Raw genomic sequence first — 23,648 nt, 5'->3', positions numbered from 1 at the left:
ATTCTGCGGATCCCAGTATGGCCGCCAAGATAGGGGCTTCGGCAAGGATCGAATAGTGCGAATCCCAATCTGGACGTGGCGCCGGCGGGTTGCAGGCGCGTTACACAAGTTTATGCGACCGCCGCGTTGCTTATTGCGGCAATCGGGAGCTAAGGACGCTCGGCTTCGGCTATTTGAGGGCGAGCGTCGATCGAGTCGCTGCCCCTTTTGAGGGAGATGACTGACATGAAGACGTTTTTGCTTGTTGCCGTTGGCATCGCGGCACTTGCCGGTTCTGCCTGTTCGAAGGCACCGGAGTGCACGACCGAGATGCTGACCAAGAAAGCCCAGGACATGACTTCTGCGCTGCAGGAGGCGATCACCAAGGATCCGGCCAAGGCCGCCGATCTCACCGCCAAGGTCCAGGCGGTCACCACAAAGTATCAGGGCACCACGACCGCAACCGAAGCCTGCAAGGCTTATGACGAGGTACTTGCCGCCATCAAGGGCTGAGCCCTGCTCGAGTGTTCGAAGGAGGCGGGGGCCATTGGCTGCCGCCTCTTTTTGCGGGCAAAGTCGGGATTACTCAGTTCGGCGCGATTGAGCCGACTTCGACGGCATCGACCCGCTTCAGGCTCATGCCGATGACCGGCACCAACTGCTGGTCGACGCGCACCGCGACCGTCACCGTCATCGAATTGTCGTCGGGGATGCGGGCCTGCATCACGCCGCGCAACTGTTTGCGATTGATGGTGAACACGACCTTGCGGTTATCGATGACGTTGCCGCCGATGATGTCGAGGCCCGAACCTGAGGCGCCGCCCATGAAGTTGCCCTTATAGCCATCACGGCCCTTGTGCTCGACGGTTGCCGACATCTTCTGGGTGAACATGCCGACCCGGCAGTCGCCGTCGAGCGTCATGCCGATCTTGCCGTCAGGTGTCGAGCCGTTGAAGTTGCAGGTGAATTTCGTGCCCTTGTACTTGCCGGCGACGATTTCCCCTGGGCCGACCCACTTGCCCTCGACCGAATGGAAGAACTGCTTGTCGGGTTCTGCTGCAAAAGCTTTTCCAGCCATGCCCAAAGGTACTGCAACCGCGACTGTCAAAGGCAGCACGCTGGACAAAATTACGCTTTTCATCGACGACACCTGGCAACAAAGAAACTGCTCTTGGAACTCGTCTGACCATGAACAAGATTGGTTAATGCTTCGTCACTGTAAGTCGTTTGTTCACTTGCCGCGAGCTGATGCGTGACTTTGTTTCTTCGTCGCAAACGATGTCAGCGCGGACAGGAAATCGCCCATGCCGGGACGCCTGACGGCGATGAAGGGCAGGGGCCGTGCGGTCTCCATTGCCGCAATGCCGATGCGCGCCGTCATCATGCCGTTGACGACGCCTTCGCCAAGCTTCGCCGACAGCCGGGCGGCAAGGCCGTGGCCGACGATCTGCTGCACGAAGCTGTCGCCGACGGCGATCGAGCCCGTCACCGCCAGATGGGCGAGAACGCTGCGCGCCAGCCGGAAGAATCCCAGCGTGCCCGGGCGGCCGCCATAAAGCTCCGCCAGACGGCGAATCAGCCGGCCTGCTTCGAACACGACATAGGCGATATCGACGAGGGCGCGGGGGCTGACTGCGGTGACCAGCGATACGCGCTTTGCCGCTTCGAGCACCATCACCTTGGCGCGTGCATCGAGCGGCCCGAGGATCTCGGTCTCGGCCAAGCGCACCAGATTGCCGCCGTCGATGATCTCGCCGCGCAGGTCGGCCAGCGAGCGCCGGCCGGCCGCGGTTTCGGGTTTCGCCGCGACAAAGGCCGAAAGCTCGTCGACGACCGCCCGCGCGGCCTTCGGATCATCACGCGCGACGGCATCAAGCGCCCGCTTCTGCAGTTTTTCGACCTCGGCAAGGCGAGCGATCGCCAGGAATTCACGCACAAGGATGACCACAAGGGCGAGCACGGCGATCGCAGCCATGCCGGCAGCCAACCAGCCCAGCCATTCGGCACGCTCGAACAGGTCGCGAATCAGCTGGTCGGTCCACAGGCCGACGGCGAGCGAAACCAGAACGCCCATTGCGCCGAAGAATATGCTGCCGAGCAGCGAACGTTTTCGCGGCGCGGTGGCCGGCGGCGGTTCGGCGGCGACGATGTCCGGCTCGTCGAAGACGTCGACCTCCGCAGGCACAACAATGGCGGCCTGGGCTTTCACAGCGCGCGGTTTTCGCTCCGACGGGGCCTCGTGCTGGGTGTGCACGTTCGCCGTATCATGCTTCGTCGCGGCTTCCGGCTCGATGCGAAATGCCGCCGGCTTGCGGGGCGCGGTCATGCCAGATGATCTCCGATCAGGAACTGCAATGCGCGGTCGAGCCTGATATGCGGCAGCGACAGCGTGACGCCTTCAGCGGTGCGTTCGAGTTTGGGCGGACGAAAGCGGACGAAACGGATCGCCGGGTCGTCATTGCTCTGCCGGTGATCTGGCCCGGAAACGTCGAAGACCGCATTAACTTTCTCCGGCAAATCACCGGGAAATATGGCTGTTTCTGTTTTCCCGTCAAATGTCTCGCCGTTGATCCGTTCACCGCTCAATGGCATGCCGATAATCACCGGCAGCGTCTCGCGGCCTTGCTTGACCATGCCTTCGCGTGTTGCGCGCACGGCCGCCATGGCGACTACGTCGACATCCGCGCCGCTTAAATTCGCCCGTGCCACGGCGCGGTCGGCCAGCCGCCGCACGATTGCCTGCAGCCGGTCGTGGCTTTCATGGTGCAGATGGTCTGCTTTCGTCGCAGCGACCAGTATGCGGTCGATGCGCCTTGAAAACAGGCCGGTGAGGAGATTGCCCCGGCCGGGACGGAAGCAGGAGAGGATTTCGGTCACGGCGCGCTCCAGGTCGGCCAGTGCTCCAGGGCCGGCATTCAATGCCTGCATCGCATCGATCAGCACGATCTGGCGGTCGAGGCGCGTGATGTGCTCCCGGAAAAACGGCTTCACGACATGCGTCTTGTAGGCCTCGTAGCGACGCTCCATCATCGCCTGCAGCGATCCGGAACGTGACCGCCGATCGCCTTGGAGCAGCAAGGGCGCAAAGGTCAAGGCGGGTGAGCCTTCGAGGTCGCCTGGCATCAGGAAGCGGCCGGGCGGCAAGGTCGAAAGCGCCCGCTCGTCGAGCTTGCAGGCCTTGAGATAGGCGGCAAAGCTCTCGGCGAGGCCGCGCGCGATCATCTCGTCGGCGTCCGCGTTCGGGTTGACTGTTGCGGAGAGCGCTCGCCACGCCTGCGAAAGGTCGACGCGCACCGGCAGGCTCGCCATCTCGAAAGCTTCGCGTGAAAAGTCGGCGAAGGACTTGCCGAGCAGTGGCAGGTCGAGCAGCCATTCGCCGGGATAGTCGACGATATCGAGCGACAATTTCCCGGCGGAAAACATACGGTTCCAGCCGGAAGCCGATTCAAATTCGATGGTGAGCCTCAGCTCGGAAATCGCACGCGTCGAATCCGGCCAGATGCGGTCGTCGACCAGTGCGGCGATGTGATCCTCGTACTGGAAGCGAGGCACGGCGTCATCCGGCTGTTCCTCGAGGAAGGCCCGGGCGATGCGTCCCGACTTCTGCGCCTCGAACAGCGGCAAGCGTCCGCCATGGATCAGATTGTGGACAAGGGCCGAAATGAACACCGTCTTGCCTGCGCGCGACAAGCCGGTCACGCCCAGGCGTAGCGACGGGGAAAAAAGCCCGGCCGCACGCCCCGACAACGTATCGAGTGCAATCCTGGCCTCGTCGGTGAAAGTGGTCAGCGATGATGCCAAAATGCGTTCTCTCGGGCTCCAGCGATCCCCGATATAGGCCCTGGAAGTCAGGTTTGAAATGGTCTTAGAGATTGGCGGGTGCCAGGAAGGCTTCGAGATAGCCGGTGCCTTGCGCTGCACCGGCAAGACTGCCGTTGAACCGAACGACAGCAAGGCCGGAGGTAGGGAAACCGTGATTCAGCATTCCGCGGGCAGCCTCGTCGCCGTCGCCGGAAACCGCAATGGCAAGGTCTTCGGTCATCGGGTTGTGGCCGATGACGAGCAGCGAGCCCGGTCCGCCATTCTCCCGGATGATGGCCAGGTACCTGGCGGCATCTTCGCTGTAGAGCGCGTCGAAAAATAGCACCCGGCCCGTATCGGTGTGGCCGGCCAAACCTTCCAGCGTCTGGCGTGCGCGCTTTGCGTTGGAGCAAAGGGTGAGGTCCGGGATGTAGTCGCGGGCCCGCATGGCTGCGCCCATCGTTTCGGCATCGGCGATGCCCGATGCATCGAGTGGACGATCGAAGTCGCGGACGCCTGGCAAGGCCCATCCCGCCTTCGCATGCCTCAACAGGTAAAGTCTGCTCACCGGTCCCCCGCATCCGCGAAATGGCGCTACAGGATTAGCCATGAGAAAGGCGTGCGCACAATGGCTGTGCCGGCCAAGCGCAGCGAATCATACGCGAATTCACTCGCGCCCATCGTGCAAAAGAGGGCGCCGATGCCGCTTTGTCCGACATTAACAATTGCGTGAAGCTGTCGCTGATTACGCTTGTGCAGCAATCGGTCCGCGAATATATAGGCGCCAAATTTAGGGGTTGTTGGGTGAGTCGAATGAACGACATCGTTACCGCCGATTACGTACCCTCCGAAGACGAGCCGTTTATGAACGAGCGGCAGAAATCCTACTTTCGCATGAAGCTCGTCACTTGGAAGAACGACATCTTGCGCGAAGCGCGCGAAACACTCGAAATCCTGCAGCAGGAAAACGCAAACCACCCCGATCTGGCAGATCGCGCCTCTTCTGAAACCGACCGCGCCATTGAACTTCGCGCCCGCGACCGCCAGCGAAAGCTCATTTCAAAAATCGATTCCGCGCTCCAGCGCATTGATGAAGGCACTTACGGCTACTGCGAGGAAACCGGTGAGCCTATCGCGCTGAAGCGGCTCGATGCACGCCCGATTGCGACTTTGTCGATCGAAGCGCAGGAGCGCCATGAGCGCCGCGAAAAAGTCTACCGCGACGATTGAAGCATAGCCACCCAGTCAGGAATGTTCATCGATGGCCGGTTTCCCGGCCATTTTTTTGCCCGCGCCATTGAGCATCGGATTTTCCCAAAACCGATTTCCGCTTTTGGGCTCTAGCGTTTCTGACTGGCGAGCTCGCCGAGAAGCTTCGTCATTTCATCGTCGAGGGATGGCTGCGCCTTTGCCGCCGGCTTATCCGCTGGCGCATTGGCGCGCGGTTCGTCGAACGAGACCTCGAGTTCCTTCATCAGCGTATCGTCGACGGAGTCCTGCCTCGGCGCCGGTCGAGCGGCATTGGTGTTCGCTGACCCATAGGCAGGCAACGGGGTAATGTTGGCCGACGGGTAGCTTTGCGTGGCTGGTTTCGGCGCCGGCGTTGTCTGCCGAACAGGGGCTGGGGCAGCTCTCACCGGCTGCGGAGGTGGCGCCTGCCTTGCCGGCGCCGCCGCGGGCTGGGTCGCGCGCGACCTCGGTGCCTGCTGCTGGCCGCTGTCTCCGGTCAGCGCCGGGCGGCGCAGTGCTGCCAGTCTGATGTCGCGCTCGACGACGACGTCGGTGGGGCCGCCGATCAGCAACAGGTGCTCGATGTCGTCGCGGCGCACCAGCACCAGCCGGCGGTGGCTATCGACAGCGGTGGCGTCCATGACGGCCAGCCGTGTCTTGCGGTTTCTGCCGCCAGCAACGAATGTGCCGAAGGTCAGACTGCGGACAAGCCTGATGATGACGAGAACGATGACCAGCAGGACGAGCGCAGCAAACGTCCACAGGATTGCTGCGGCATATCCAGGACCCGCCACACTATCCAGCCATTGCAGCATCGGTGCCCCCAAAATTGGCTTTCGAAGAGACGCGACACTAGACTGTTGCGGCGGGCCACTGCAAGTTGCCTTTCACGCTTAGTGAACAGCTTGAAACACCGAGGGCCGAACAGCGCCATTTTTAGCGGACATTTGCGGCCGGGGCCTTTTCCGGACTAGGAGAATGTGATTCAACCGGTAGGTCGTGGACTCATAAATCTGGTCGAAATGCTGCCCGAAACGGCAGGATGATGATGGAGGATCGCGATGGCCTCACATCATTTTGACCATGTTTATGAGTCCAAGACCTAGGCACCGGAATTCACGAGCAGGGGGCACATGGCCAAGGAAACGCGCGGCGATTTCTATCCGGTACCTATCATCGACCAGAACACCCGGCCGGGTGCGGTCACCCGGCTCATCATCTTCATCGTCGTCCTGACCGGTGCAGCGATCATCTTCGGCCTTTTCCGCGAGCGCCTTGGCGACCCCTTCCTGCTTGGAATGCTCGGCGTGCTGGCGATGATCGGCGTCGGCTTCTTGTTCGCCACTGCGATCGGCTTCGTGCAGATCGCGCCGCGCTCGAGCAACGACGAGTTGTCGAAAGCCTTTGTCGATTCGATGTCGCAGGGCCTTATCGTCACCGACACCAAGGGCCGTGTCGTCTACGCTAATCGGGCCTATGCCGATATGACGGGGGCAGCGTCGGCGGCGGATCTGAAGACTGTCGAAGGACTGCTTTCCGATGTTCCCGAAGCTTCGGTGACCATATACCGGCTGGCATCCGGCCTGCGCGACGGCCAGCCGGGGGACGGCGAGTTCAGGCTTGCGCAATCGATCCGGCCCGGTGCCGAGCCTGGCGCGCGCTGGTACCGCGCCCGCGCCCGCGCCTTCAATGTTCCGGGCCAGCGGCTGCCCATGCTTGCCTGGCAGCTTGCCGACATCTCGCAGGAACGGGCCGAGCAGGAGCGCTTTTTCCTCGATCTGCAAAAGGCCATCGATCACCTCGACCATGCACCGGCCGGCTTCTTCTCCGCCGACCAGGACGGTCGCGTCACCTATATCAACGCCACGCTTGCGGAGTGGCTGGGCATCGATCTGGCCAGCTTCACGCCCGGCGCCGTCACGCTGCCGGAGATCGTCGCCGGCGACGGCATGGCGCTGGTCCGCTCGGTCAAGGCCGATCCCGGCACCACCCGCAATGCGGTCATCGATCTCGATCTGACGACAATGGCCGGCCAGGCGCTGCCCGTGCGTTTCATGCATCGTGTTTCGGCCAGCCGCGAGGGCATCAACGGTCCGACCCGCACCATCGTGCTCAACCGCACCCAGGGCGAGGATGCTTCCTCGGATCTTCGCGCCTCCGAGGTCCGCTTCACCCGTTTCTTCAATTCGACGCCGATGGCGATAGCCGGCGTCGACCACAACGGCCGCATCCTGCGCACCAACGCGCCGTTCCTGTCGCTGTTTTCCTCCGTCGTCGATCGCGACGCGGTCGACCGCCGCGTCAGGCTCGACACGGTGATCCACGAACGCGACCGGCCGGCTTTTGCCGCGGCATTCGAAAAGGCGCGGCAGCGGCAGGCCGACATCGATCCGATCGATACCGTGCTGCCGGGCAACGAGGAGCGTCACATACGCTTCTACGTCAATGCGGTTGCCGACGGCACCGGCGGCGAGGGCGCCGAGGAATCGGCCATCGTCTATGCGGTCGAGACCACCGAGCAGAAGGCGCTTGAGGGCCAGATGGCGCAGAGCCAGAAGATGCAGGCGGTTGGCCAGCTTGCCGGCGGCATCGCACATGACTTCAACAATGTGCTGACCGCCATTATCATGGCGTCCGACCTGCTGTTGACCAATCACCGCCCATCGGACCCGTCCTTCCCGGACATCATGAACATCAAGCAGAACGCCAACCGGGCGGCCTCGCTGGTGCGCCAGTTGCTGGCCTTCTCGCGCAAACAGACGCTGCGGCCGGAGGTGCTCAACCTGACCGACGTGCTCGCCGATCTCAGGATGCTGCTTGCCCGCCTGGTCGGCAACGACATCAAGCTGAAGGTCGACCATGGTCGCGACCTGTGGCCGGTCAAGGTCGATATCGGGCAATTCGAACAGGTGGTGGTCAACCTGGCCGTCAATGCGCGCGATGCGATGCCGGCCGGCGGAGACCTCACCGTGCGCACCCGCAACGTCACGGCCGAGGCGTCCAACACCTTTTCCTACCGCGAGCTAACCCCGGCCGATTACGTGGTCGTCGAGGTCGAGGATACCGGCAGCGGCATCGCGCCCGACGTGCTGAAGAAGATATTCGAACCCTTCTTCACCACCAAGGAGATCGGCAAGGGCACCGGCCTCGGCCTATCGATGGTCTACGGCATCATCAAGCAGACGGGCGGCTTCATTTTCTGTGATTCCGAGGTCGGCAAGGGAACCGTGTTCCGCATCTTCCTGCCGCGCCACATTGCAGAGGTGAAGAAGGCAAGCGAGCTCGGCGATACGCCGGCGGCGCCCGCAAAGGCGGCCGACAGCGCTAAGGACTTGTCAGGCTCGGCCACGGTTCTGCTTGTCGAGGACGAAGACGCCGTGCGCATGGGCGGCATGAGGGCGCTGACGTCGCGCGGCTATACCGTCCACGAAGCGTCATCGGGCGTCGAAGCGCTGGAAGTATTCGAGGCGCTCGGCGGCAAGGTCGACATCGTCGTTTCCGACGTGGTTATGCCGGAAATGGACGGACCGACGCTGCTTGGCGAATTGCGCAAGCGGCAACCGGATATCAAGTTCGTCTTCGTATCCGGTTACGCCGAGGACGCCTTTGCCCGAAATCTGCCCGCGGACGCGCAGTTCGGCTTCTTGCCAAAGCCGTTTTCGCTCAAGCAATTGGCCACGATCGTCAAGGACATGCTGGAATCTTAGAGCGGTCCCGGGACCGGCAACTCGCTTGGCTATTTGTTTGCCGTATCAATGCGAACGCCAAAAAATCCCATCTGGTTGCGAATGTTTTAGGGGCCGCCTTTCGCTACTGGTGCTTACCTCCACGAGGTTGCCATCCGGATCCCGGAAATAGACCGGGAGGATCGCGTCGCACCGGCCCGTCGGGGCAGGACCTCGACGATCTTTATCCCTTCCCGCTTGAGATGGCCCGCTTGAGATGGGCGACAACTTCGTCATCGGGCGTTTGCGTCAACACCAAAAGTTGCCGATGCCTGGGACGGTGTCGCGTCCGATGCCGGGTGACGTCAAGGCGTCCTGCAGGCTGATTTTGTTCGCGCCGAATGTGACCGAGCACACAGACTTCCATGATCCGCAATTTAAGCTTGGCGGTGCCGGAGTGCGAGCCGTTCGATGATAGCCAGTGAGTCCGGCCACTGGAGCATCGCAATCGCCGCTTGCGCATCGACGCGAGCCTGCCATGATTGCGGGCTGACAAAGGCGGCAGGTTTGGGGAGCATGCCGTGACGCCGCATAGCGAGGCAGGCAAAGGCGATTATGCCGAAACGGTGCTGCTGCCGGGCGATCCGCAGCGCGCCGAATGGATGGCTGAGACCTTTCTGGAGGCGCCGCGTTGCGTCAATCGCCGCAGGGGCGCGCTGGGCTTCACGGGACTGTTTCGCGGCAAGCCCGTCAGCATCCAGGCGACCGGCATCGGCGTGCCATCCTTCCTGATCTACGCGCACGAATTGCTGAATTTCCACGGCGCCAAAACGCTGATCCGCACCGGCACCTGTGGCAGCCTGACCGCCGCCGTCAGGCTGCGCAGCCTGGTGATCTCGCAATCGGTGCGCGGCGAAAGTGCTCGCAGCGGCCAAGTCTTCGGGCTGTACGATGCTGCCGCCGGCCCAGATCCCGGGCTGCTGGCCCGTGCCTTGCAGCGGGCTGACGAGCTCGGCATGGAGCATCACGCAGGGCTGACAACCTGCAGCGACATATTCTATCACCCCGAGGGACGCGCCCGCTTTGCCGAAGCCCAGACCCTCGGGGCGCTCGCCGTGGATATGGAGACCAGCGCGCTCTACCGCATCGCTGCGCATTTCGGCGCCCGCGCCCTGTCGCTCCTGACCGTCGTCGACAATGTGGTGACCGACGAGCAAACCGACTATGCCGAACGCCAGGCGCTGTTCACCGACATGACCAGGCTGGCGCTCGATATTGCAACGGAGAGCTAGGTCAGGACCTCAGGCAGCCTCCTGCTTCGGCACCGTGCTGGCGCGGAACCTTGTGGTTCGCGGCATTTTTCATGGCGTATCTCAACGCTTGGTGCAGGTCGAGGCGGTAAAGGCGCCGTCCGGCTGACGCATGATGATATCGAAAGACGCTTCTGCGCCCTCCAGTGTCGCTTGCGTCAGCGAGATCGTGTTGCCGCCGGCCGTGTAGCCGCCCAGCGGGCCGAGCCAGCTGATCACGCCGTTTGCATCCATCTGGTAGTTGTAGGCCTGCTGGGCGGTCCCGAACGTCACCGGACCGCTATAGACGTTGCCTTTGATGGTAATGTCGCCAAGGCTGAGGAACATGCCGAGCAGGTAGACTTCGCAATGATAGTCACCGTCCGGCAACTTGCCGTCGGTGAAGTCGGCGCGCGCGCCGCTGGTCGTCGCAACCAGCAGCAAGATGCTGAAAATGCAAGAAATCCTGGAGGCCATGACGCTGCTCATTTAAGAACCGAACTTGCCCTATTTTCCTGCCGTGCCGCAATGGTTGTTGCCTGCCATCTTTAGTTCGCGGAGGCTCAAAATTTAGGCACTAAACAGATTTGGGCAAAATCTAGGCAGCTGTGCGTAATTTTTTCTCAATCAGGCTTTAACCCGCGCCCTTCATCTTTGACGGCTAATATATTAACCGGCTGATAAAGCTGGGATATCGACCTCCCTCAGTCGGTTGGCACGGTGGTTGCATGGCATGGTTGCGGTGCAATCAACCACCTTGGGAGTGTGCAATATGAGGGGTAACTTCTTGACAATAACAAAAATGCTTTCGGCCAGCGTGGTCGCTGCCGGCCTGTTGATGTCCGCTCCCGCCAGAGCGGCTGACGACACCATCAAGGTCGGTATTCTCCATTCGCTGTCGGGGACCATGGCGATCTCTGAGACCACGCTGAAGGACGCCATGCTGATGCTCATCGACGAGCAGAATGCAAAGGGCGGCCTGCTCGGCAAGAAACTCGAGGCGGTCGTCGTCGATCCGGCTTCCAACTGGCCGCTCTTCGCCGAAAAGGCGCGCGAGTTGATCTCGAAGGACAAGGTCGCGGCCGTGTTCGGCTGCTGGACCTCGGTGTCGCGCAAGTCGGTGCTGCCGGTGTTCAGCGAACTCGACAACATCCTCTTCTATCCCGTCCAGTATGAGGGCGAGGAGAGCGAGCGCAACGTGTTCTACACCGGTGCAGCGCCGAACCAGCAAGCCATTCCGGCCGTTGACTACCTGATGAGCGAGGATGGCGGTTCGGTGAAGCGCTGGGTGCTTGAAGGCACCGACTACGTCTATCCGCGCACCACCAACAAGATCCTCGAGGCCTATTTGAAGGCGAAAGGCGTCGCCGCCGAAGACATCATGGTCAACTACACGCCGTTCGGTTTCTCCGATTGGCAGACCGAGGTTTCGGCGATCAAGAAGTTTGGCTCGGCCGGCAAGAAGACCGCCGTCGTCTCGACCGTCAATGGCGACGCCAACGTGCCGTTCTACAAGGAGCTCGGCAACCAGGGCATCAAGGCCGAGGACATCCCGGTCATGGCCTTCTCGGTCGGCGAGGAAGAGCTTGCCGGCCTCGACACCGCTCCGCTGGTCGGCCATCTCGCCGCCTGGAACTATTTCGAGAGCGTCGATACGCCCGAGAACCAGAAGTTCATCGCCGACTGGCACAAGTTCATCAAGAACGACAAGCGCACCACCAACGACCCGATGGAGGCCCACTATATCGGCTTCAACATGTGGGTGAAGGCGGTCGAAAAGGCCGGCACTACCGATCCGGACAAGGTCATCGACGCCATGGTCGGCGTCTCGGTGCCGAACCTGACCGGCGGCTATTCGACCATGATGCCGAACCATCATATCACCAAGCCGGTGCTGATCGGCGAAATCCAGGCCGACGGCCAGTTCGAGACCGTCTCGCAGACGCCCGGCCTGGTGATGGGCGACGAGTGGTCCGACTATCTGCCTGATTCCAAGGACCTGATCTCCGATTGGCGCGCGCCTTTGTCTTGCGGCAACTTCAATGTCGCCACCGGCAAGTGCGGCGGCAAGGGAACCAACTGATCCTCCCGGGTCTGACCTGTCAGACCGCGCGTCCGGGCGAGCTTCTCTCCTCCAGTTCGCCCGGACGCAAAATTCAACTCTAGGAGAGACCTGAGACCGATGATCTTGATCCGCGCGATTGGCCTGACGCTGCTGTTCCTGATGGCAAGCCTGTTGCCGTCAAACGCCGCGGAAGCCGATCTTCGCGCCATCATCGCCAAATTCGCGACGGCCACGAATTTTTCGGCCACCGAGGCCGTCGTGCGTGAGCTTGCCGCCACCGGTGATCCCCTGGTCGAGCGTCCGCTTGCAGCACTTGCCGACGGCGATCTCTACGTCCGCAAGGCCGATTCCCTCGTCTTCGTCGGCAAGGGGGGCGGCGACAGCGTCGAGCTGCTCGACCCGCTGAGCGGTGAGAAATCCGGCGAGGCCGTCAAGGTCGGCATCACCAAGATCAAGGTCAACAACACGCTGCGCCGCGTCATCCGCGATGCGTTGGGCACGCTGACGCTTCGCGCCAAGGATCCGGCCGTACGCATCGCTGCCGCCGACACCATGTTCAAGACGCCCGATGCCGCAAACATCGAGCCACTCGATGCTGCGGTCGCCAACGAAACGGTGGCAACCGTCAAGGCTCTGTTCGAACAGGCCCGAGCCGCCTCGGTTCTCGTTTCCGACAGGCCAGAGGCCGACAAGCTGGCGGCCATCGCCCTGATCGGCGCGCGCGGCGACCGCGACGCGCTGTCGCTGCTCACCTCCGTCGAGACCAATTCCGAAGGCGCAGTCAAGGACGCAGCGACGGCTGCGATTGGCAACATCAATTCGACGCTGGCACTCTGGGATGCGGGTCAGAACATCTGGTACGGCATTTCGCTGGGATCGGTGCTGCTGCTGGCGGCGATCGGCCTCGCCATCACCTTCGGCGTCATGGGCGTCATCAACATGGCGCATGGCGAGATGGTCATGCTCGGCGCCTACACGACCTTCGTCGTCCAGCAGGTGATCCGCACGTCCTTTCCCGGCCTGTTCGACTGGTCGCTGGTGATCGCGCTGCCGCTCGCCTTCCTCGTGGCGGCGCTCGTCGGCCTTGCCATCGAGCGCGGCGTCATCCGCTTCCTCTATGGCCGGCCGCTGGAAACGCTGCTGGCGACCTGGGGTGTCTCGTTGATCCTGCAGCAGGCCGTGCGCACCATCTTCGGGCCGACCAACCAGGAAGTCGGCAACCCGTCATGGATGTCCGGATCGTTCGACATCGGCCAGCTTGCCGTGACCTGGAACCGCCTCTGGATCCTGGTTTTCGCGCTCGGCGTGTTTGCCGTTTTGCTCTATGTCATGAAGCGCACGCCCTGGGGCCTGCAGATGCGCGCCGTCACCGCCAACCGCCGCATGGCAGCATCGATGGGCATCAGGACACCCTGGGTAGATGCCCTGACCTTTGCACTGGGGTCCGGCATTGCCGGCATTGCCGGCGTCGCGCTCAGCCAGATCGACAACGTCTCGCCCAATCTTGGCCGCGGCTACATCATCGACAGCTTCATGGTCGTCGTCTTCGGCGGCGTCGGCAACCTCTGGGGCACGCTGGTCGGCGCTTTCTCGCTGGGCATCGTCAACAAGTTCCTCGAGCCCTATGCCGGGGCTGTCCTCGGCAAGATCGTCGTCCTGGTCCTCATCATCCTGTTCATCCAGAAGCGCCCGCGCGGCCTGTTCGCGCTGAAGGGCAGGGCGATCGAAGCATGATCACAGGACGCTTCTTCGCAGCCGGCGCCGACCGCCGCATCGCCGTCACCATTTTCATACTGCCTGCGGTCGCCATCGTCGTGCCGCTGCTCAATCTTGCGGTTTCGCCGGCCAGTGCGTTCTACGTGCCGTCCTATATCGTCGCGCTCGCCGGCAAGTACCTCTGCTATGCCCTGCTCGCTTTGGCGCTCGATCTCGTCTGGGGCTATTGCGGCATCCTCTCGCTCGGCCACGGTGCCTTCTTCGCGCTCGGCGGCTATGCGATGGGCATGTACCTGATGCGCCAGATCGGCTCGCGCGGCGTCTACGGCAACCCGGTACTGCCGGACTTCATGGTGTTCCTGAACTACAAGCAATTGCCGTGGTTCTGGTACGGTTTCGACCATTTCTGGTTCGCGGCGATCATGGTGCTGGCCGTGCCCGGCCTGCTCGCTTTCGTCTTCGGCTGGTTCGCCTTCCGCAGCCGCGTGACCGGCGTCTATCTGTCGATCATCACCCAGGCGATGACCTATGCACTTCTGCTTGCCTTTTTCCGCAACGACATGGGTTTCGGCGGCAACAACGGCCTGACCGATTTCAAGGATATTCTTGGCTTCAACGTCCAGGCCGACGCGACGCGCTCGGCACTTTTTGCGGCCAGTGCCGTCACGCTGGCGCTCGCCGTCTTCGTCACCTGGGCGATCGTCGGTTCCAAATACGGCAAGCTGTTGATGGCGGTGCGCGACGCCGAAAGCCGCACGCGCTTCCTCGGCTGGCGAGCCGAAAACGTAAAGCTGTTTGCCTTCACCGTGTCGGCGGTGATGGCCGGCATTGCCGGCGCGCTTTACGTGCCACAGGTCGGCATCATCAATCCAGGCGAGTTCGAGCCATCCAATTCGATCGAGGTCGTCGTCTGGGCGGCCGTCGGCGGGCGCGGCACCATCGTCGGGCCGATCATCGGCGCGCTGCTCGTCAACGCCGGCAAGTCCTGGTTCACCGGCGCGCTGCCGGAGTTCTGGCTGTTTGCGCTAGGCGGGCTGTTTGTCGCCGTCACCCTGTTCCTGCCCAAGGGGATCGTCGGCATGTGGGACAGTTGGCGCGGCAACGCCAGGGCGCTCCGCGCCGCCTCGCTAGCCGAAGAAGCCGGCACCGATCCCATCGCACCGCCGCAGCCGAAGATCGTTCGCTCGGCCGCCAGGATGCCGGGCGACTGGTCCGCGTCCGGCCCCGAACCGCAGCCGGCGGAGTGAGCGACCATGAGCAAGTCGAACACCATCCTCTATCTCGACGGCGTCTCGGTTTCCTTCGATGGCTTCCGCGCCATCAACAATCTGTCGCTGGTGCTCGACAAGGGCGAGATGCGGGCGATCATCGGTCCCAACGGTGCCGGCAAGACGACGATGATGGATATCGTCACCGGCAAGACGCGGCCCGACGAGGGCGAAGTCTACTTCAACGGCCAGGTCGACCTGACCAAGCACGACGAAGCCGAGATCGCCATGATGGGCATCGGCAGGAAATTCCAGAAGCCGACTGTTTTCGAGAACCACACGATCGAGGAGAATCTGATGCTGGCGCTGAAAGGCCCGCGTTCGATCTTCCCGGCGCTGTTCCATCGCCGATCAGTGGCCGAGGCACGGCAAATCGACGACATCCTCGGCATCATCCGGCTTGGCGACAAGCGCGACGGACTCGCCGCCAATCTCAGCCACGGGCAAAAGCAATGGCTCGAGATCGGCATGCTGCTGGCGCAGGACCCGAAGCTGCTGCTGGTCGACGAGCCGGTCGCCGGCATGACCGATGCCGAGACCGAGGAAACCGCACGGCTGCTCAAGGACATTGCGCGCGACCATTCGGTCATCGTCGTCGAGCACGACATGCATTTCGTGCGTGAGCTCGGCGTCAAGGTCACCTGCCTGCACGAAGGCTCGGTGCTTTCCGAGGGTACGCTCGATTTCGTTTCGGCCGACGAACGCGTCGTCGAAGTCTATCTGGGGAGATGAGCATGGTCTGGCGGGTTCCGTTCCATCGTTTCGACCTTTTGTTCTTCAGGCGGTGGAGAAGGCGCTGACCATGCTCGAAGTCTCCAAAGCGACCTTGCACTACGGCGCCGCCCAGGCGCTGCGCGGCGTCTCGCTGAAAGCCGGCGCCGGCAAGATCACCTGCGTGCTCGGCCGCAACGGCGTCGGCAAAACCAGTTTGATGAGATCGATCGTCGGCCATCACCGGCTGACGAGCGGAAGCGTCGCCTTCGAGGGGAAGGCGCTCGACCGGAGCGCGGCGTATGACCGCGCCCGGTCGGGCATCGCATTCGTGCCGCAGGGCAGGGAGATCTTTCCTCTGCTTACCGTGCGGGAAAACCTCGAATCGGGCTTTGCGCCGCTGAAGCGCGCCGACCGCAACATTCCCGGCCATGTCTTCGAGTTGTTCCCGGTGCTCAAGCAGATGCTTGGCCGCCGCGGCGGCGATCTTTCCGGCGGCCAGCAGCAGCAGCTTGCCATCGGCAGGGCGCTGGTGATGCGGCCGAAGCTCTTGGTACTCGATGAGCCGACCGAAGGCATCCAGCCGTCGATCATCAAGGATATCGGCCGCGCCATCCGCTATCTGCGCGACCAGGCAGGCATTGCCGTGCTGCTGGTCGAGCAATATCTCGACTTCTGCCGCGAGCTCGCCGACGAGGTCAACATCATGGACCGTGGCCAGATCGTCCATACTGGTCCAGCCAAGGATCTCGACCGGGCGGATGTGCGGAAGTTCCTGACGGTTTAGGTTCTTCCCGTCGTCATTCTGGAGCGACGCAGCGCAGACCCCAGGATCCATGCCGTTACATCCCCCGAAGTGTGCAGCGGCGCAGAATGGCCGTTCTCCAGCGCGTTCCCCGTTCTTAGTTCCGCACCGTCGTGACGCTCTGAAGTTGCGGCATGGATCCTTGGGTCTTCGCTCCGCTTCGCATTCGCTACGCCCTGGGATGACGAAGCTGAGAAGGTCTACTCGGCCTTTAATCGACGACCCCACGCGCGACCCTGTCACCCCAACCATGGCATGCTAGTCTTTGCTTGGCCCTGTTGAGTCGGCCGTTTTCCGTACCAGTCTGGTATGTCACAGATCGAGAGGAAGGCGCAGGCTGAAGCGGCAAGTTCCGCGCAAGCAAGCCTTCCTAACTTTCCTCCCGCGATCTGATTGTTGTTCAACGCGTTTGGGCACTCGGGCTAGGGGAACAGCCGATGGAACGTTATGTCGAGGACTATCAGAAACGGCGGCTCACGGAGCGCGTCGACATCATCACCGCCATCAACATTCTGAGATCACAGGGTTACGACTACGACGAACTGATCGCGGAAATCACCAAGGTCTTCTATGTCGATCTCGATGCCTTCAACGAGATCGTCATGGCGGCGTGAGGGCCGCGCGGTGGCTTATTAGATTAACCCGCACGCCGGAATGCCGAGGCGGCAGTCACGCGGTTACGGCCGCCGCGCTTGGCGGCATAGAGCGCCTTGTCGGCTGCACTGAGCACCTTGTCGAAACTCATGCCTTCCTTGCTGCCGAAGGCGTATCCGGCGCTGACCGTGCATGACAGCGGACGGGTCTCGGTTTCGATGCGGCGCGCGGCAAAGGCGGTGCGGATGCGCTCGGCGGTGAACTCCACAGTTTCAGGCAGGGTTCGCTTGAGGACCAGCGCGAACTCTTCCCCGCCCCATGCGCACGGCGACGTCGGTCGGGCGTAGATTGGCGGCAAGGTCCTCGGCGAACAGCTTCAGTACCTCATCGCCGGTGGCATGGCCGAATTCGTCATTGATGACCTTGAAGCCGTCGAGGTCGAACACGACCACCGCCGTGAAAGCGCCAACCGGCGTGCCGCCATGCAGATCGAACAAAGCTCGGCGGTTGAGCAGGCCGGTCAGCGCATCGGTCAGGGCATTCCGGCGGTGATGTTGCGCCAGCCGCCCCTGGTTGAGCGCCAGCGAAAGGGCGCCGATGCCGGTCATGCAGGCGATGACGGTGACGAGGCTCAGATCCTCGGCCCAGTTGCTCGGCGCATGGCCGAAGATCAGCTTGCCGTCCAACGCCAGAACCATGGCGCACAGCACGAAGGATACGGCGGTGGCAGAGTAGAGCGCCGCAACGCCGATGATCGGGACAGGGGATTCGGCGCGCCCCTTCCAGTATTCATAAGCGGTCGCAAACAGCAGCAGGGCAGCAAAGGAATTCTCGAGCATGAAGCCGAGCCCGTCATATCCAAGCGCTATCGGCGGCAGCGTCGTGGCAAGCGAGATGCCGGCGCCGAGAGCAATGCGCGGCAATGGCGAGCGGCCTGACGTAAACTGGTGGGCGGCGCCCAGCATTGTCGAGAAGCCGAGCAGAAGCAGGGCGAAGGTGGCGAGGCCGAGCATGCGGCCGGGCGCGTCGATATAAGCCTTGTAGGTGAAGACGTCGGCGACGACCAGTAACACGCTGACCGCCCAGGTCAGCAGAAACTTCTCGGAACGGGCGGTGAGCCAGATGCCGAACAAGGTCAGGCTCAGGCAGGCTGCCGAGCAACCCGACAGCCAGCAAAAGTGAGTTGTAGTCGAGCGACATGCCCTCGTCCTTGCCCGCGGCGGCCCCACGTCTGCGACTTAGCCTGGCTGGGATTCATGCAGCAAGGAGGTATCGATAAGGTTACGACGGTGGCGAAGATGCCGCGATTCCGCAGCGTCAACCTGTCACTCGGTTCATCGTGCCTAACTGACCCGTCTCATCAGCGCCATGGCGCCGAACGGTGCGCGGACCTTGCCTTCGGTGATAAAGTAGACGAACACGTCGCGCGGCTTGACCGGCGCGTCGGTTGTGGGATCGGCGCGCGGCAGGTCGGCCGGTACCTTACCTTCCGCCCAGGTTCTGGCGCGCGCCGCCCATTCGTCGAGCGCTTTCGGCGTATAGCAGTCGGTATTGTCGTCGCTGCCGGTCTGCAGCCGCGCATAGATGAAATCGCCGGTGACATCGGCGATCGCCGGATATTTGGCATGGTCGGCATAGACGATGGCGACCTTGTATTTGCGCGCCAGGGCGGCGAAATCCGGCACGATGAAGCTGTCGTTGCGCACCTCGACTGCGTGGCGCAGCGCAACGCCACCCTGCTTTTCCGGCAACAGCTTGAGGAAGGCTTCGAAATCGTCCGGATCGAACTTTTTCGTTGGCGCGAACTGCCACAGGATCGGCCCGAGCTTGTCGCCAAGCGCCGCCACGCCCGACCCCAGGAAGCGCATCATCGATTCACCGGCCTCGCCGAGCACGCGGCGGTTGGTGACGAAGCGATTGCCCTTCAGCGAATAGACGAAACCGTCCGGTGCCTCGCTTGCCCATTTGACGAAGGTCGGCTCCTTGAAGCTCGAATAGTAGGTGCCGTTGACCTCGATGCTCGGCACTTGGCGGCTGGCATAGTGCAGCTGCTTGGCTTTCGACAGCTTCTCAGGGTAGAACGACGTATCCCACGGCTCGAAAGTCCAGCCGCCCATGCCGGCGCGGATTTTTCCAGATTGAGTCATTGTCGTCCTCCCAACTGCTCAAAAAGACCAGGCCGCCGTAGCCCTGTCGGCGCTCCTGGCCATGTCGACGAGCGTCCATCCTGGCCGATAAGGATTGGGCCGGCGACCCGTTTCGCGAAAGCCATAGGCTGTGTAGAGCGCGATGTTCCGATCCATTTTCGCGTTGGTGTAGAGCCGCACTTCTGGCAAACCCCATAGGGGCGTCTGCTCGTCGGCCCATTTGAGCAATGCGATGCCGAAGCCCTTGCCTTGAAAGGCAGGGGAAACCGCGACGCTGAAAATCATGCTGTGGTCCGCGTGGCGTTCGAGCACGACCAGTCCTGCCGACTCCTTGCCGCTCTCCAGCAGCCAGACTTCGCTGCGCGCGATGCGCGGCGCATAGTCCTCTGTGACCGGGATTGGCGGCACTCCGAGCAACGCGGTGTAAGGCGCATAGGCGGCTTCGGTCAGCGAGACGATCGTGGCGAGATCGTCGGGACGGGCGATTCTCATGGTCACGACAGGCTCGCGCCGGCGGCGGTGGTAACCACCTTGTCCATGCCGGCGGCGATCGCGGCGACGGCTTCGCGGCTGGCGTCGCCCAGGCCATGGCGCTCAGCCAGCCAGTGCGCGTCGTTGTAGGAAAACCAAACCTTGCCTTGCGCGTCTTCCCAGGCCAATGCCTTTACCGGCAGATCGATGCCGGCAAGCTGCCGGTCCTGCATCAGCGGTGTGCCGCCTTTCGGATTACCGAAAATCAGCAGTTCGGTCGGACGCAACGATGCCCCGACATCGCGCGCGCCGGCGGCGTGATCGATGCGGGCAAAGACGAGCAATCCCGCGCGCGTTACCACCTCAGTCAGGCGATCGATGGTTTCGGTCACGCCAAAACAGCTTTCGACCGTGATGAGGCCGTTTTTCGCCATCACTCCGCCGCTTCGCGCTTGCCTCCAGGCCGCCGCTCCAGCAATTCCTTGAGGAAATGCCCGGTGTAGCTGCGCTTCTCGCGCACGATGTCCTCCGGCGTGCCGGAGGCGACCAGCTCGCCACCGCCGTCACCACCTTCTGGGCCGAGGTCGAGCACCCAGTCGGCGGTTTTTATCACTTCCAGATTGTGCTCGATGACGACCACCGTGTTGCCCTGGTCGACCAGCTCGTGCAGCACTTCGAGCAGCTTGGCGACATCGTGGAAATGCAGGCCGGTTGTCGGCTCGTCGAGGATATAGAGTGTCTTGCCGGTTGCTTTGCGCGACAGTTCCTTGGCCAGCTTGATGCGCTGCGCCTCGCCGCCCGACAGCGTCGTCGCCTGCTGGCCGATATGGATATAGCCGAGCCCAACCTGCTTCAGCGTCTCCAGCTTGTCGCGCACGCCGGGCACGGCGGCGAAGAAATCGACGCCTTCCTCGACCGTCATGTCGAGCACATCGGCGATCGACTTGCCCTTGAACAAGACATCGAGCGTCTCGCGGTTGTAGCGCTTGCCGTGGCAGACGTCGCAGGTGACATAGACGTCGGGCAGAAAGTGCATCTCGATCTTGATGACGCCGTCGCCCTGGCAGGCCTCGCAGCGCCCACCCTTGACGTTGAACGAGAAGCGGCCCGGCTGGTAGCCGCGCGCCTTGGCCTCGGGCAGCCCGGCGAACCAGTCGCGGATCGGCGTGAAGGCGCCGGTATAGGTGGCGGGGTTGGAGCGCGGCGTGCGGCCGATCGGCGACTGGTCGATGTCGATGACCTTGTCGAGGAATTCGAGGCCCTCGATGCGGTCATGATCGGCCGGGTGCTCGCGCGAGCCCATGATGCGGCGCGACGCTGCCTTGAACAGCGTCTCGATCAGGAAGGTCGATTTGCCGCCGCCCGACACGCCGGTAACGGCGGTGAAGGTGCCGAGCGGGATTTCGGCCGTGACGTTCTTCAGATTGTTGCCGCGCGCGCCGACGATCTTCAGGCGCCGGCTCTTCTTCGCCTCGCGCCGCACCGCCGGCGTCGCCACTTCGAGCTCACCCGACAGATATTTGCCGGTGATCGAGGCGGGGCTCGCCATGATCTGCTGCGGCGTTCCCTGTGCGATGATCTCGCCGCCATGGATGCCGGCGGCGGGGCCGATGTCGACGACATAGTCGGCATGCAGGATGGCGTCCTCGTCATGCTCGACGACGATCACCGTATTGCCGATGTCGCGCAGATGTTTCAGCGTGTCGAGCAGGCGGGCATTGTCGCGCTGGTGCAGGCCGATCGACGGCTCGTCGAGCACGTAGAGCACGCCGGTGAGGCCGGAGCCGATCTGCGAGGCCAGCCGTATGCGCTGGCTCTCACCACCCGACAGCGTGCCGGAGTTGCGCGACAGCGTCAAATAGTCGAGCCCGACATCGTTGAGGAAGCGCAGCCGCTCGCGGATCTCCTTGAGCACGCGCACCGCGATCTCGTTCTGCTTGTCGTTGAGCAGGCGGGGCAGTTCGGTGAACCACTGGTCGGCCTTGAGGATCGACTGTTCCGTGACCTCGCCGATGTGCTTGCCGGCGATCTTCACCGCTAGTGCCTCCGGCTTCAGCCGGTAACCGCGGCAGGTCGGGCAAGGCGTGGCCGACATGAAGCGCTCGATCTCCTCGCGCATCCAGGCGGATTCGGTTTCCTTCCAGCGCCGTTCGAGATTGGGGATGACACCTTCGAAGGTCTTGGTGGTCTTGTAAGAGCGCAGGCCGTCATCATACTGGAAGGTGATCTCGCGCTCGCCGGTGCCGTGCAGGATGGCTTGCTTCGCCTCCTCGCTTAGATCCCTGAACTTGTCGCCGAGCTTGAAGCCGTACGCCTTGCCGAGCGCATCTAGCGTCTGCGCGTAATAGGGCGAGGTCGACTTCGCCCACGGGCTGACGGCGCCGTCACGCAGGGACAGATTCTGGTCGGGCACGACCAGGTTGGCGTCGATGGCGCGCTGGCTGCCGAGGCCGTCGCAGGTCGGGCAGGCGCCGAACGGATTGTTGAAGGAGAACAGCCTCGGCTCGATCTCCGGAATGGTGAAGCCGGACACCGGGCAGGCAAATTTTTCCGAGAACAGGATGCGTTCGTGTGTCTCGTTCTTCGACTTGTTGACCGAATCCTCACCGGTCTGGCTGGCATCGAGCGGCCTGTCGGCGAACTCGGCCACCGCCAGCCCGTCGGCCAGCTTCAGCGCGGTTTCGATGGAATCGGCAAGCCGCGTCGCCAGATCGCCGCGCACGACGATACGATCGACGACGACATCGATGTCGTGCTTGTACTTCTTGTCCAGCGCCGGTACATCAGCGATCTCGTAGAAGACGCCGTCGACCTTGACGCGCTGAAAACCCTTCTTCTGCAGTTCCAGCAATTCCTTGCGGTACTCGCCTTTGCGGCCGCGCACCATCGGCGCCAGGATGAACAGCCGTGTGCCTTCCTCGATAGCCAACACGCGGTCGACCATCTGCGAAACCGTCTGGCTCTCGATCGGCAGGTCGGTGGCCGGCGAATAGGGGATGCCGACGCGCGCAAACAGCAGCCGCATGTAGTCGTAGATCTCGGTGACTGTGCCCACCGTCGAGCGCGGGTTCTTGGAGGTTGTCTTTTGCTCGATGGAAATGGCCGGCGACAGGCCGTCGATCTGGTCGACGTCCGGCTTCTGCATCATCTCGAGGAATTGCCGCGCGTAGGCCGACAGGCTCTCAACATAGCGGCGCTGGCCCTCGGCATAGATGGTATCGAAGGCGAGGGACGACTTGCCGGACCCCGACAGGCCGGTCATGACGATCAGGCTGTCACGCGGCAGGTCGAGATCGATATTCTTCAGATTGTGTTCGCGTGCTCCGCGAATGGAAAGATATTTATGCTCGGCCATCGCCGGTTGCCGCCTCAGGTCTGGAATCCGTAGGATTGGCGGGATTTCCCGGCCATCCCCTATGTAGGTAATTTCGCCGCCACTTCGAGAGACGCCACAACTCTCCACCAAAGCGTTTAACCGCCTTTCGCGCGAACGGGCAAGCAGAAAGAACAAAGGCCGAACGCGCTCCTGACAAAACCTGTGTACCACGCGAGAGGGATGCCATTCAGATCACATTTTTCACGAACTTCCATCCAAAGGTTGACGTCTCCGTGTCAGGGAGGCAGACTCTGCAAGTCACCGAAGCGGGCTGTCTATCGATGGCCTCGCCGCCAAAGGCGGCCTGCGAGACGCCGCAGGCATATGCGATAGAGCTTCGGATGACACCAGTCACAACGGACACAGGAGAGTTGAGGCATGACTCCACCGGACAGTCCCTTGAGGCTCCAGGTAACGCTGGAGCCACGGCAGGCATAAGTGCCAGGGTCAGGCGTTTGCGCCACCCGACAGACCGTGACCTGTCGATCCCACAAAATCAGAGACTGCTAGTCGGATCAGCGGCTGAACACC

General features: G+C 62.5%; 20 protein-coding genes and 1 pseudogene. 10 read left to right on the top strand and 11 right to left on the bottom strand.

Translation table 11 applies throughout. From position 1 onward, the window contains the following. Positions 1-225 precede the first annotated feature (225 nt). Positions 226-492 carry a hypothetical protein gene (locus EN859_RS01755; RefSeq protein WP_127852116.1) on the top strand — a complete coding sequence of 89 codons (267 nt, stop codon included), beginning with the start codon at positions 226-228 and terminating at the stop codon, positions 490-492. Positions 493-565: 73 nt separating this feature from the next. Here EN859_RS01755 and EN859_RS01750 read toward each other — a convergent pair whose 3' ends face one another. The 4 genes from EN859_RS01750 to EN859_RS01735 form a co-directional block, all read right to left on the bottom strand. Further along, positions 566-1,120: a hypothetical protein gene (locus EN859_RS01750; protein WP_127852115.1), complete on the bottom strand. Its 555-nt coding sequence runs from the start codon at positions 1,118-1,120 to the stop codon at positions 566-568. A gap of 90 nt (positions 1,121-1,210) precedes the next feature. Further along, positions 1,211-2,305, bottom strand: a complete 1,095-nt coding sequence (locus EN859_RS01745) for a YcjF family protein (protein WP_127852114.1) — start codon at positions 2,303-2,305, stop codon at positions 1,211-1,213. Continuing rightward, positions 2,302-3,780, bottom strand: coding sequence for a YcjX family protein (locus EN859_RS01740; protein ID WP_127852113.1), 1,479 nt, complete (start codon positions 3,778-3,780; stop codon positions 2,302-2,304). The genes EN859_RS01745 and EN859_RS01740 overlap by 4 nt, the downstream gene beginning before the upstream one ends. Before the next feature lie 64 nt (positions 3,781-3,844). Next, complete coding sequence (locus EN859_RS01735; RefSeq protein ID WP_127852112.1) at positions 3,845-4,348, bottom strand: histidine phosphatase family protein; 504 nt, start codon at positions 4,346-4,348, stop codon at positions 3,845-3,847. A gap of 245 nt (positions 4,349-4,593) precedes the next feature. Between EN859_RS01735 and dksA the strand changes: the two genes are divergently transcribed. Then, positions 4,594-5,010 carry an RNA polymerase-binding protein DksA gene (gene dksA, locus EN859_RS01730; RefSeq protein WP_127852111.1) on the top strand — a complete coding sequence of 139 codons (417 nt, stop codon included), beginning with the start codon at positions 4,594-4,596 and terminating at the stop codon, positions 5,008-5,010. Positions 5,011-5,120: 110 nt separating this feature from the next. Here the strand turns inward: dksA and EN859_RS01725 are convergent, their stop codons facing one another. Further along, positions 5,121-5,825, bottom strand: coding sequence for a flagellar biosynthetic protein FliO (locus tag EN859_RS01725; protein ID WP_189501625.1), 705 nt, complete (start codon positions 5,823-5,825; stop codon positions 5,121-5,123). A 318-nt stretch (positions 5,826-6,143) separates the two neighbouring features. On the opposite strand from EN859_RS01725, the gene EN859_RS01720 reads away from it, so the two are divergent. Further along, entirely contained in the window at positions 6,144-8,717 is a 2,574-nt protein-coding gene (locus EN859_RS01720) for an ATP-binding protein (RefSeq protein ID WP_127852110.1), read from the top strand. 539 nt (positions 8,718-9,256) lie between these two features. Further along, positions 9,257-9,967, top strand: a complete 711-nt coding sequence (locus tag EN859_RS01715; RefSeq protein ID WP_127852109.1) for a DeoD-type purine-nucleoside phosphorylase — start codon at positions 9,257-9,259, stop codon at positions 9,965-9,967. An 81-nt stretch (positions 9,968-10,048) separates the two neighbouring features. On the opposite strand, the gene EN859_RS01710 is transcribed toward EN859_RS01715, so the two are convergent. Further along, positions 10,049-10,441, bottom strand: coding sequence for a hypothetical protein (locus EN859_RS01710; protein WP_127852108.1), 393 nt, complete (start codon positions 10,439-10,441; stop codon positions 10,049-10,051). Between the two features lie 295 nt (positions 10,442-10,736). Here EN859_RS01710 and urtA point away from each other — a divergent pair, with 295 nt between their 5' ends. From urtA to EN859_RS01680, 6 genes are all read left to right on the top strand, one after another. Beyond that, positions 10,737-12,047: an urea ABC transporter substrate-binding protein gene (gene urtA / locus EN859_RS01705; protein ID WP_127852107.1), complete on the top strand. Its 1,311-nt coding sequence runs from the start codon at positions 10,737-10,739 to the stop codon at positions 12,045-12,047. A 99-nt stretch (positions 12,048-12,146) separates the two neighbouring features. Next, positions 12,147-13,763, top strand: coding sequence for an urea ABC transporter permease subunit UrtB (gene urtB / locus EN859_RS01700; RefSeq protein WP_127852106.1), 1,617 nt, complete (start codon positions 12,147-12,149; stop codon positions 13,761-13,763). Next, a complete protein-coding gene (gene urtC / locus EN859_RS01695) occupies positions 13,760-14,992 on the top strand; it encodes an urea ABC transporter permease subunit UrtC (protein ID WP_127852105.1) in 1,233 nt (410 codons plus the stop codon). The genes urtB and urtC overlap by 4 nt, the downstream gene beginning before the upstream one ends. A 6-nt stretch (positions 14,993-14,998) precedes the next feature. Beyond that, the gene (gene urtD / locus EN859_RS01690) at positions 14,999-15,745 is read left to right on the top strand and encodes an urea ABC transporter ATP-binding protein UrtD (RefSeq protein WP_127852104.1); all 747 of its coding nucleotides are present in this window, start codon (positions 14,999-15,001) and stop codon (positions 15,743-15,745) included. Positions 15,746-15,815: 70 nt separating this feature from the next. After that, positions 15,816-16,511 carry an urea ABC transporter ATP-binding subunit UrtE gene (gene urtE / locus EN859_RS01685; RefSeq protein WP_127852103.1) on the top strand — a complete coding sequence of 232 codons (696 nt, stop codon included), beginning with the start codon at positions 15,816-15,818 and terminating at the stop codon, positions 16,509-16,511. Between the two features lie 455 nt (positions 16,512-16,966). Continuing rightward, positions 16,967-17,143 (top strand): hypothetical protein, encoded by a 177-nt coding sequence (locus EN859_RS01680; RefSeq protein ID WP_127852102.1) that lies wholly within the window; start codon positions 16,967-16,969, stop codon positions 17,141-17,143. A gap of 23 nt (positions 17,144-17,166) precedes the next feature. On the opposite strand, the pseudogene EN859_RS01675 reads toward EN859_RS01680, so the two are convergent. The 5 genes and pseudogenes from EN859_RS01675 to uvrA all read right to left on the bottom strand — a co-directional run bounded on the left by EN859_RS01675 (position 17,167) and on the right by uvrA (position 23,096). Then, positions 17,167-18,323 (bottom strand): annotated as a pseudogene (locus tag EN859_RS01675) (GGDEF domain-containing protein). Between the two features lie 143 nt (positions 18,324-18,466). Then, positions 18,467-19,270, bottom strand: a complete 804-nt coding sequence (locus tag EN859_RS01670; protein WP_127852101.1) for a DUF72 domain-containing protein — start codon at positions 19,268-19,270, stop codon at positions 18,467-18,469. Positions 19,271-19,288: 18 nt separating this feature from the next. Beyond that, positions 19,289-19,768, bottom strand: a complete 480-nt coding sequence (locus EN859_RS01665) for a GNAT family N-acetyltransferase (protein WP_127852100.1) — start codon at positions 19,766-19,768, stop codon at positions 19,289-19,291. Continuing rightward, the gene (locus EN859_RS01660) at positions 19,765-20,175 is read right to left on the bottom strand and encodes a DUF302 domain-containing protein (RefSeq protein WP_189501623.1); all 411 of its coding nucleotides are present in this window, start codon (positions 20,173-20,175) and stop codon (positions 19,765-19,767) included. The genes EN859_RS01665 and EN859_RS01660 overlap by 4 nt, the downstream gene beginning before the upstream one ends. Then, positions 20,175-23,096: an excinuclease ABC subunit UvrA gene (gene uvrA / locus EN859_RS01655; protein WP_127852098.1), complete on the bottom strand. Its 2,922-nt coding sequence runs from the start codon at positions 23,094-23,096 to the stop codon at positions 20,175-20,177. The genes EN859_RS01660 and uvrA overlap by 1 nt, the downstream gene beginning before the upstream one ends. Between the last annotated feature and the right edge of the window lie 552 nt (positions 23,097-23,648).

This window comes from Mesorhizobium sp. M00.F.Ca.ET.216.01.1.1 (assembly GCF_004010325.2).
Lineage (GTDB): Bacteria > Pseudomonadota > Alphaproteobacteria > Rhizobiales > Rhizobiaceae > Mesorhizobium.
The sequence above is the reverse complement of the archived record's forward strand: the minus strand, read 5'-3'. Positions and strand labels throughout refer to the sequence as shown.

Bases quoted from the DNA above. Each gene is read 5' to 3' on its own strand.
- EN859_RS01755 (WP_127852116.1), top strand. From the start codon at position 226: ATGAAGACGTTTTTGCTTGTTGCCGTTGGCATCGCGGCACTTGCCGGT.
- EN859_RS01750 (WP_127852115.1), bottom strand. From the start codon at position 1,120: ATGAAAAGCGTAATTTTGTCCAGCGTGCTGCCTTTGACAGTCGCGGTT.
- EN859_RS01745 (WP_127852114.1), bottom strand. From the start codon at position 2,305: ATGACCGCGCCCCGCAAGCCGGCGGCATTTCGCATCGAGCCGGAAGCC.
- dksA (WP_127852111.1), top strand. From the start codon at position 4,594: ATGAACGACATCGTTACCGCCGATTACGTACCCTCCGAAGACGAGCCG.
- EN859_RS01725 (WP_189501625.1), bottom strand. From the start codon at position 5,825: ATGCTGCAATGGCTGGATAGTGTGGCGGGTCCTGGATATGCCGCAGCA.
- EN859_RS01720 (WP_127852110.1), top strand. From the start codon at position 6,144: ATGGCCAAGGAAACGCGCGGCGATTTCTATCCGGTACCTATCATCGAC.
- EN859_RS01710 (WP_127852108.1), bottom strand. From the start codon at position 10,441: ATGGCCTCCAGGATTTCTTGCATTTTCAGCATCTTGCTGCTGGTTGCG.
- urtA (WP_127852107.1), top strand. From the start codon at position 10,737: ATGAGGGGTAACTTCTTGACAATAACAAAAATGCTTTCGGCCAGCGTG.
- urtB (WP_127852106.1), top strand. From the start codon at position 12,147: ATGATCTTGATCCGCGCGATTGGCCTGACGCTGCTGTTCCTGATGGCA.
- urtC (WP_127852105.1), top strand. From the start codon at position 13,760: ATGATCACAGGACGCTTCTTCGCAGCCGGCGCCGACCGCCGCATCGCC.
- urtD (WP_127852104.1), top strand. From the start codon at position 14,999: ATGAGCAAGTCGAACACCATCCTCTATCTCGACGGCGTCTCGGTTTCC.
- urtE (WP_127852103.1), top strand. From the start codon at position 15,816: ATGCTCGAAGTCTCCAAAGCGACCTTGCACTACGGCGCCGCCCAGGCG.
- EN859_RS01680 (WP_127852102.1), top strand. From the start codon at position 16,967: ATGGAACGTTATGTCGAGGACTATCAGAAACGGCGGCTCACGGAGCGC.
- EN859_RS01670 (WP_127852101.1), bottom strand. From the start codon at position 19,270: ATGACTCAATCTGGAAAAATCCGCGCCGGCATGGGCGGCTGGACTTTC.
- EN859_RS01660 (WP_189501623.1), bottom strand. From the start codon at position 20,175: ATGGCGAAAAACGGCCTCATCACGGTCGAAAGCTGTTTTGGCGTGACC.
- uvrA (WP_127852098.1), bottom strand. From the start codon at position 23,096: ATGGCCGAGCATAAATATCTTTCCATTCGCGGAGCACGCGAACACAAT.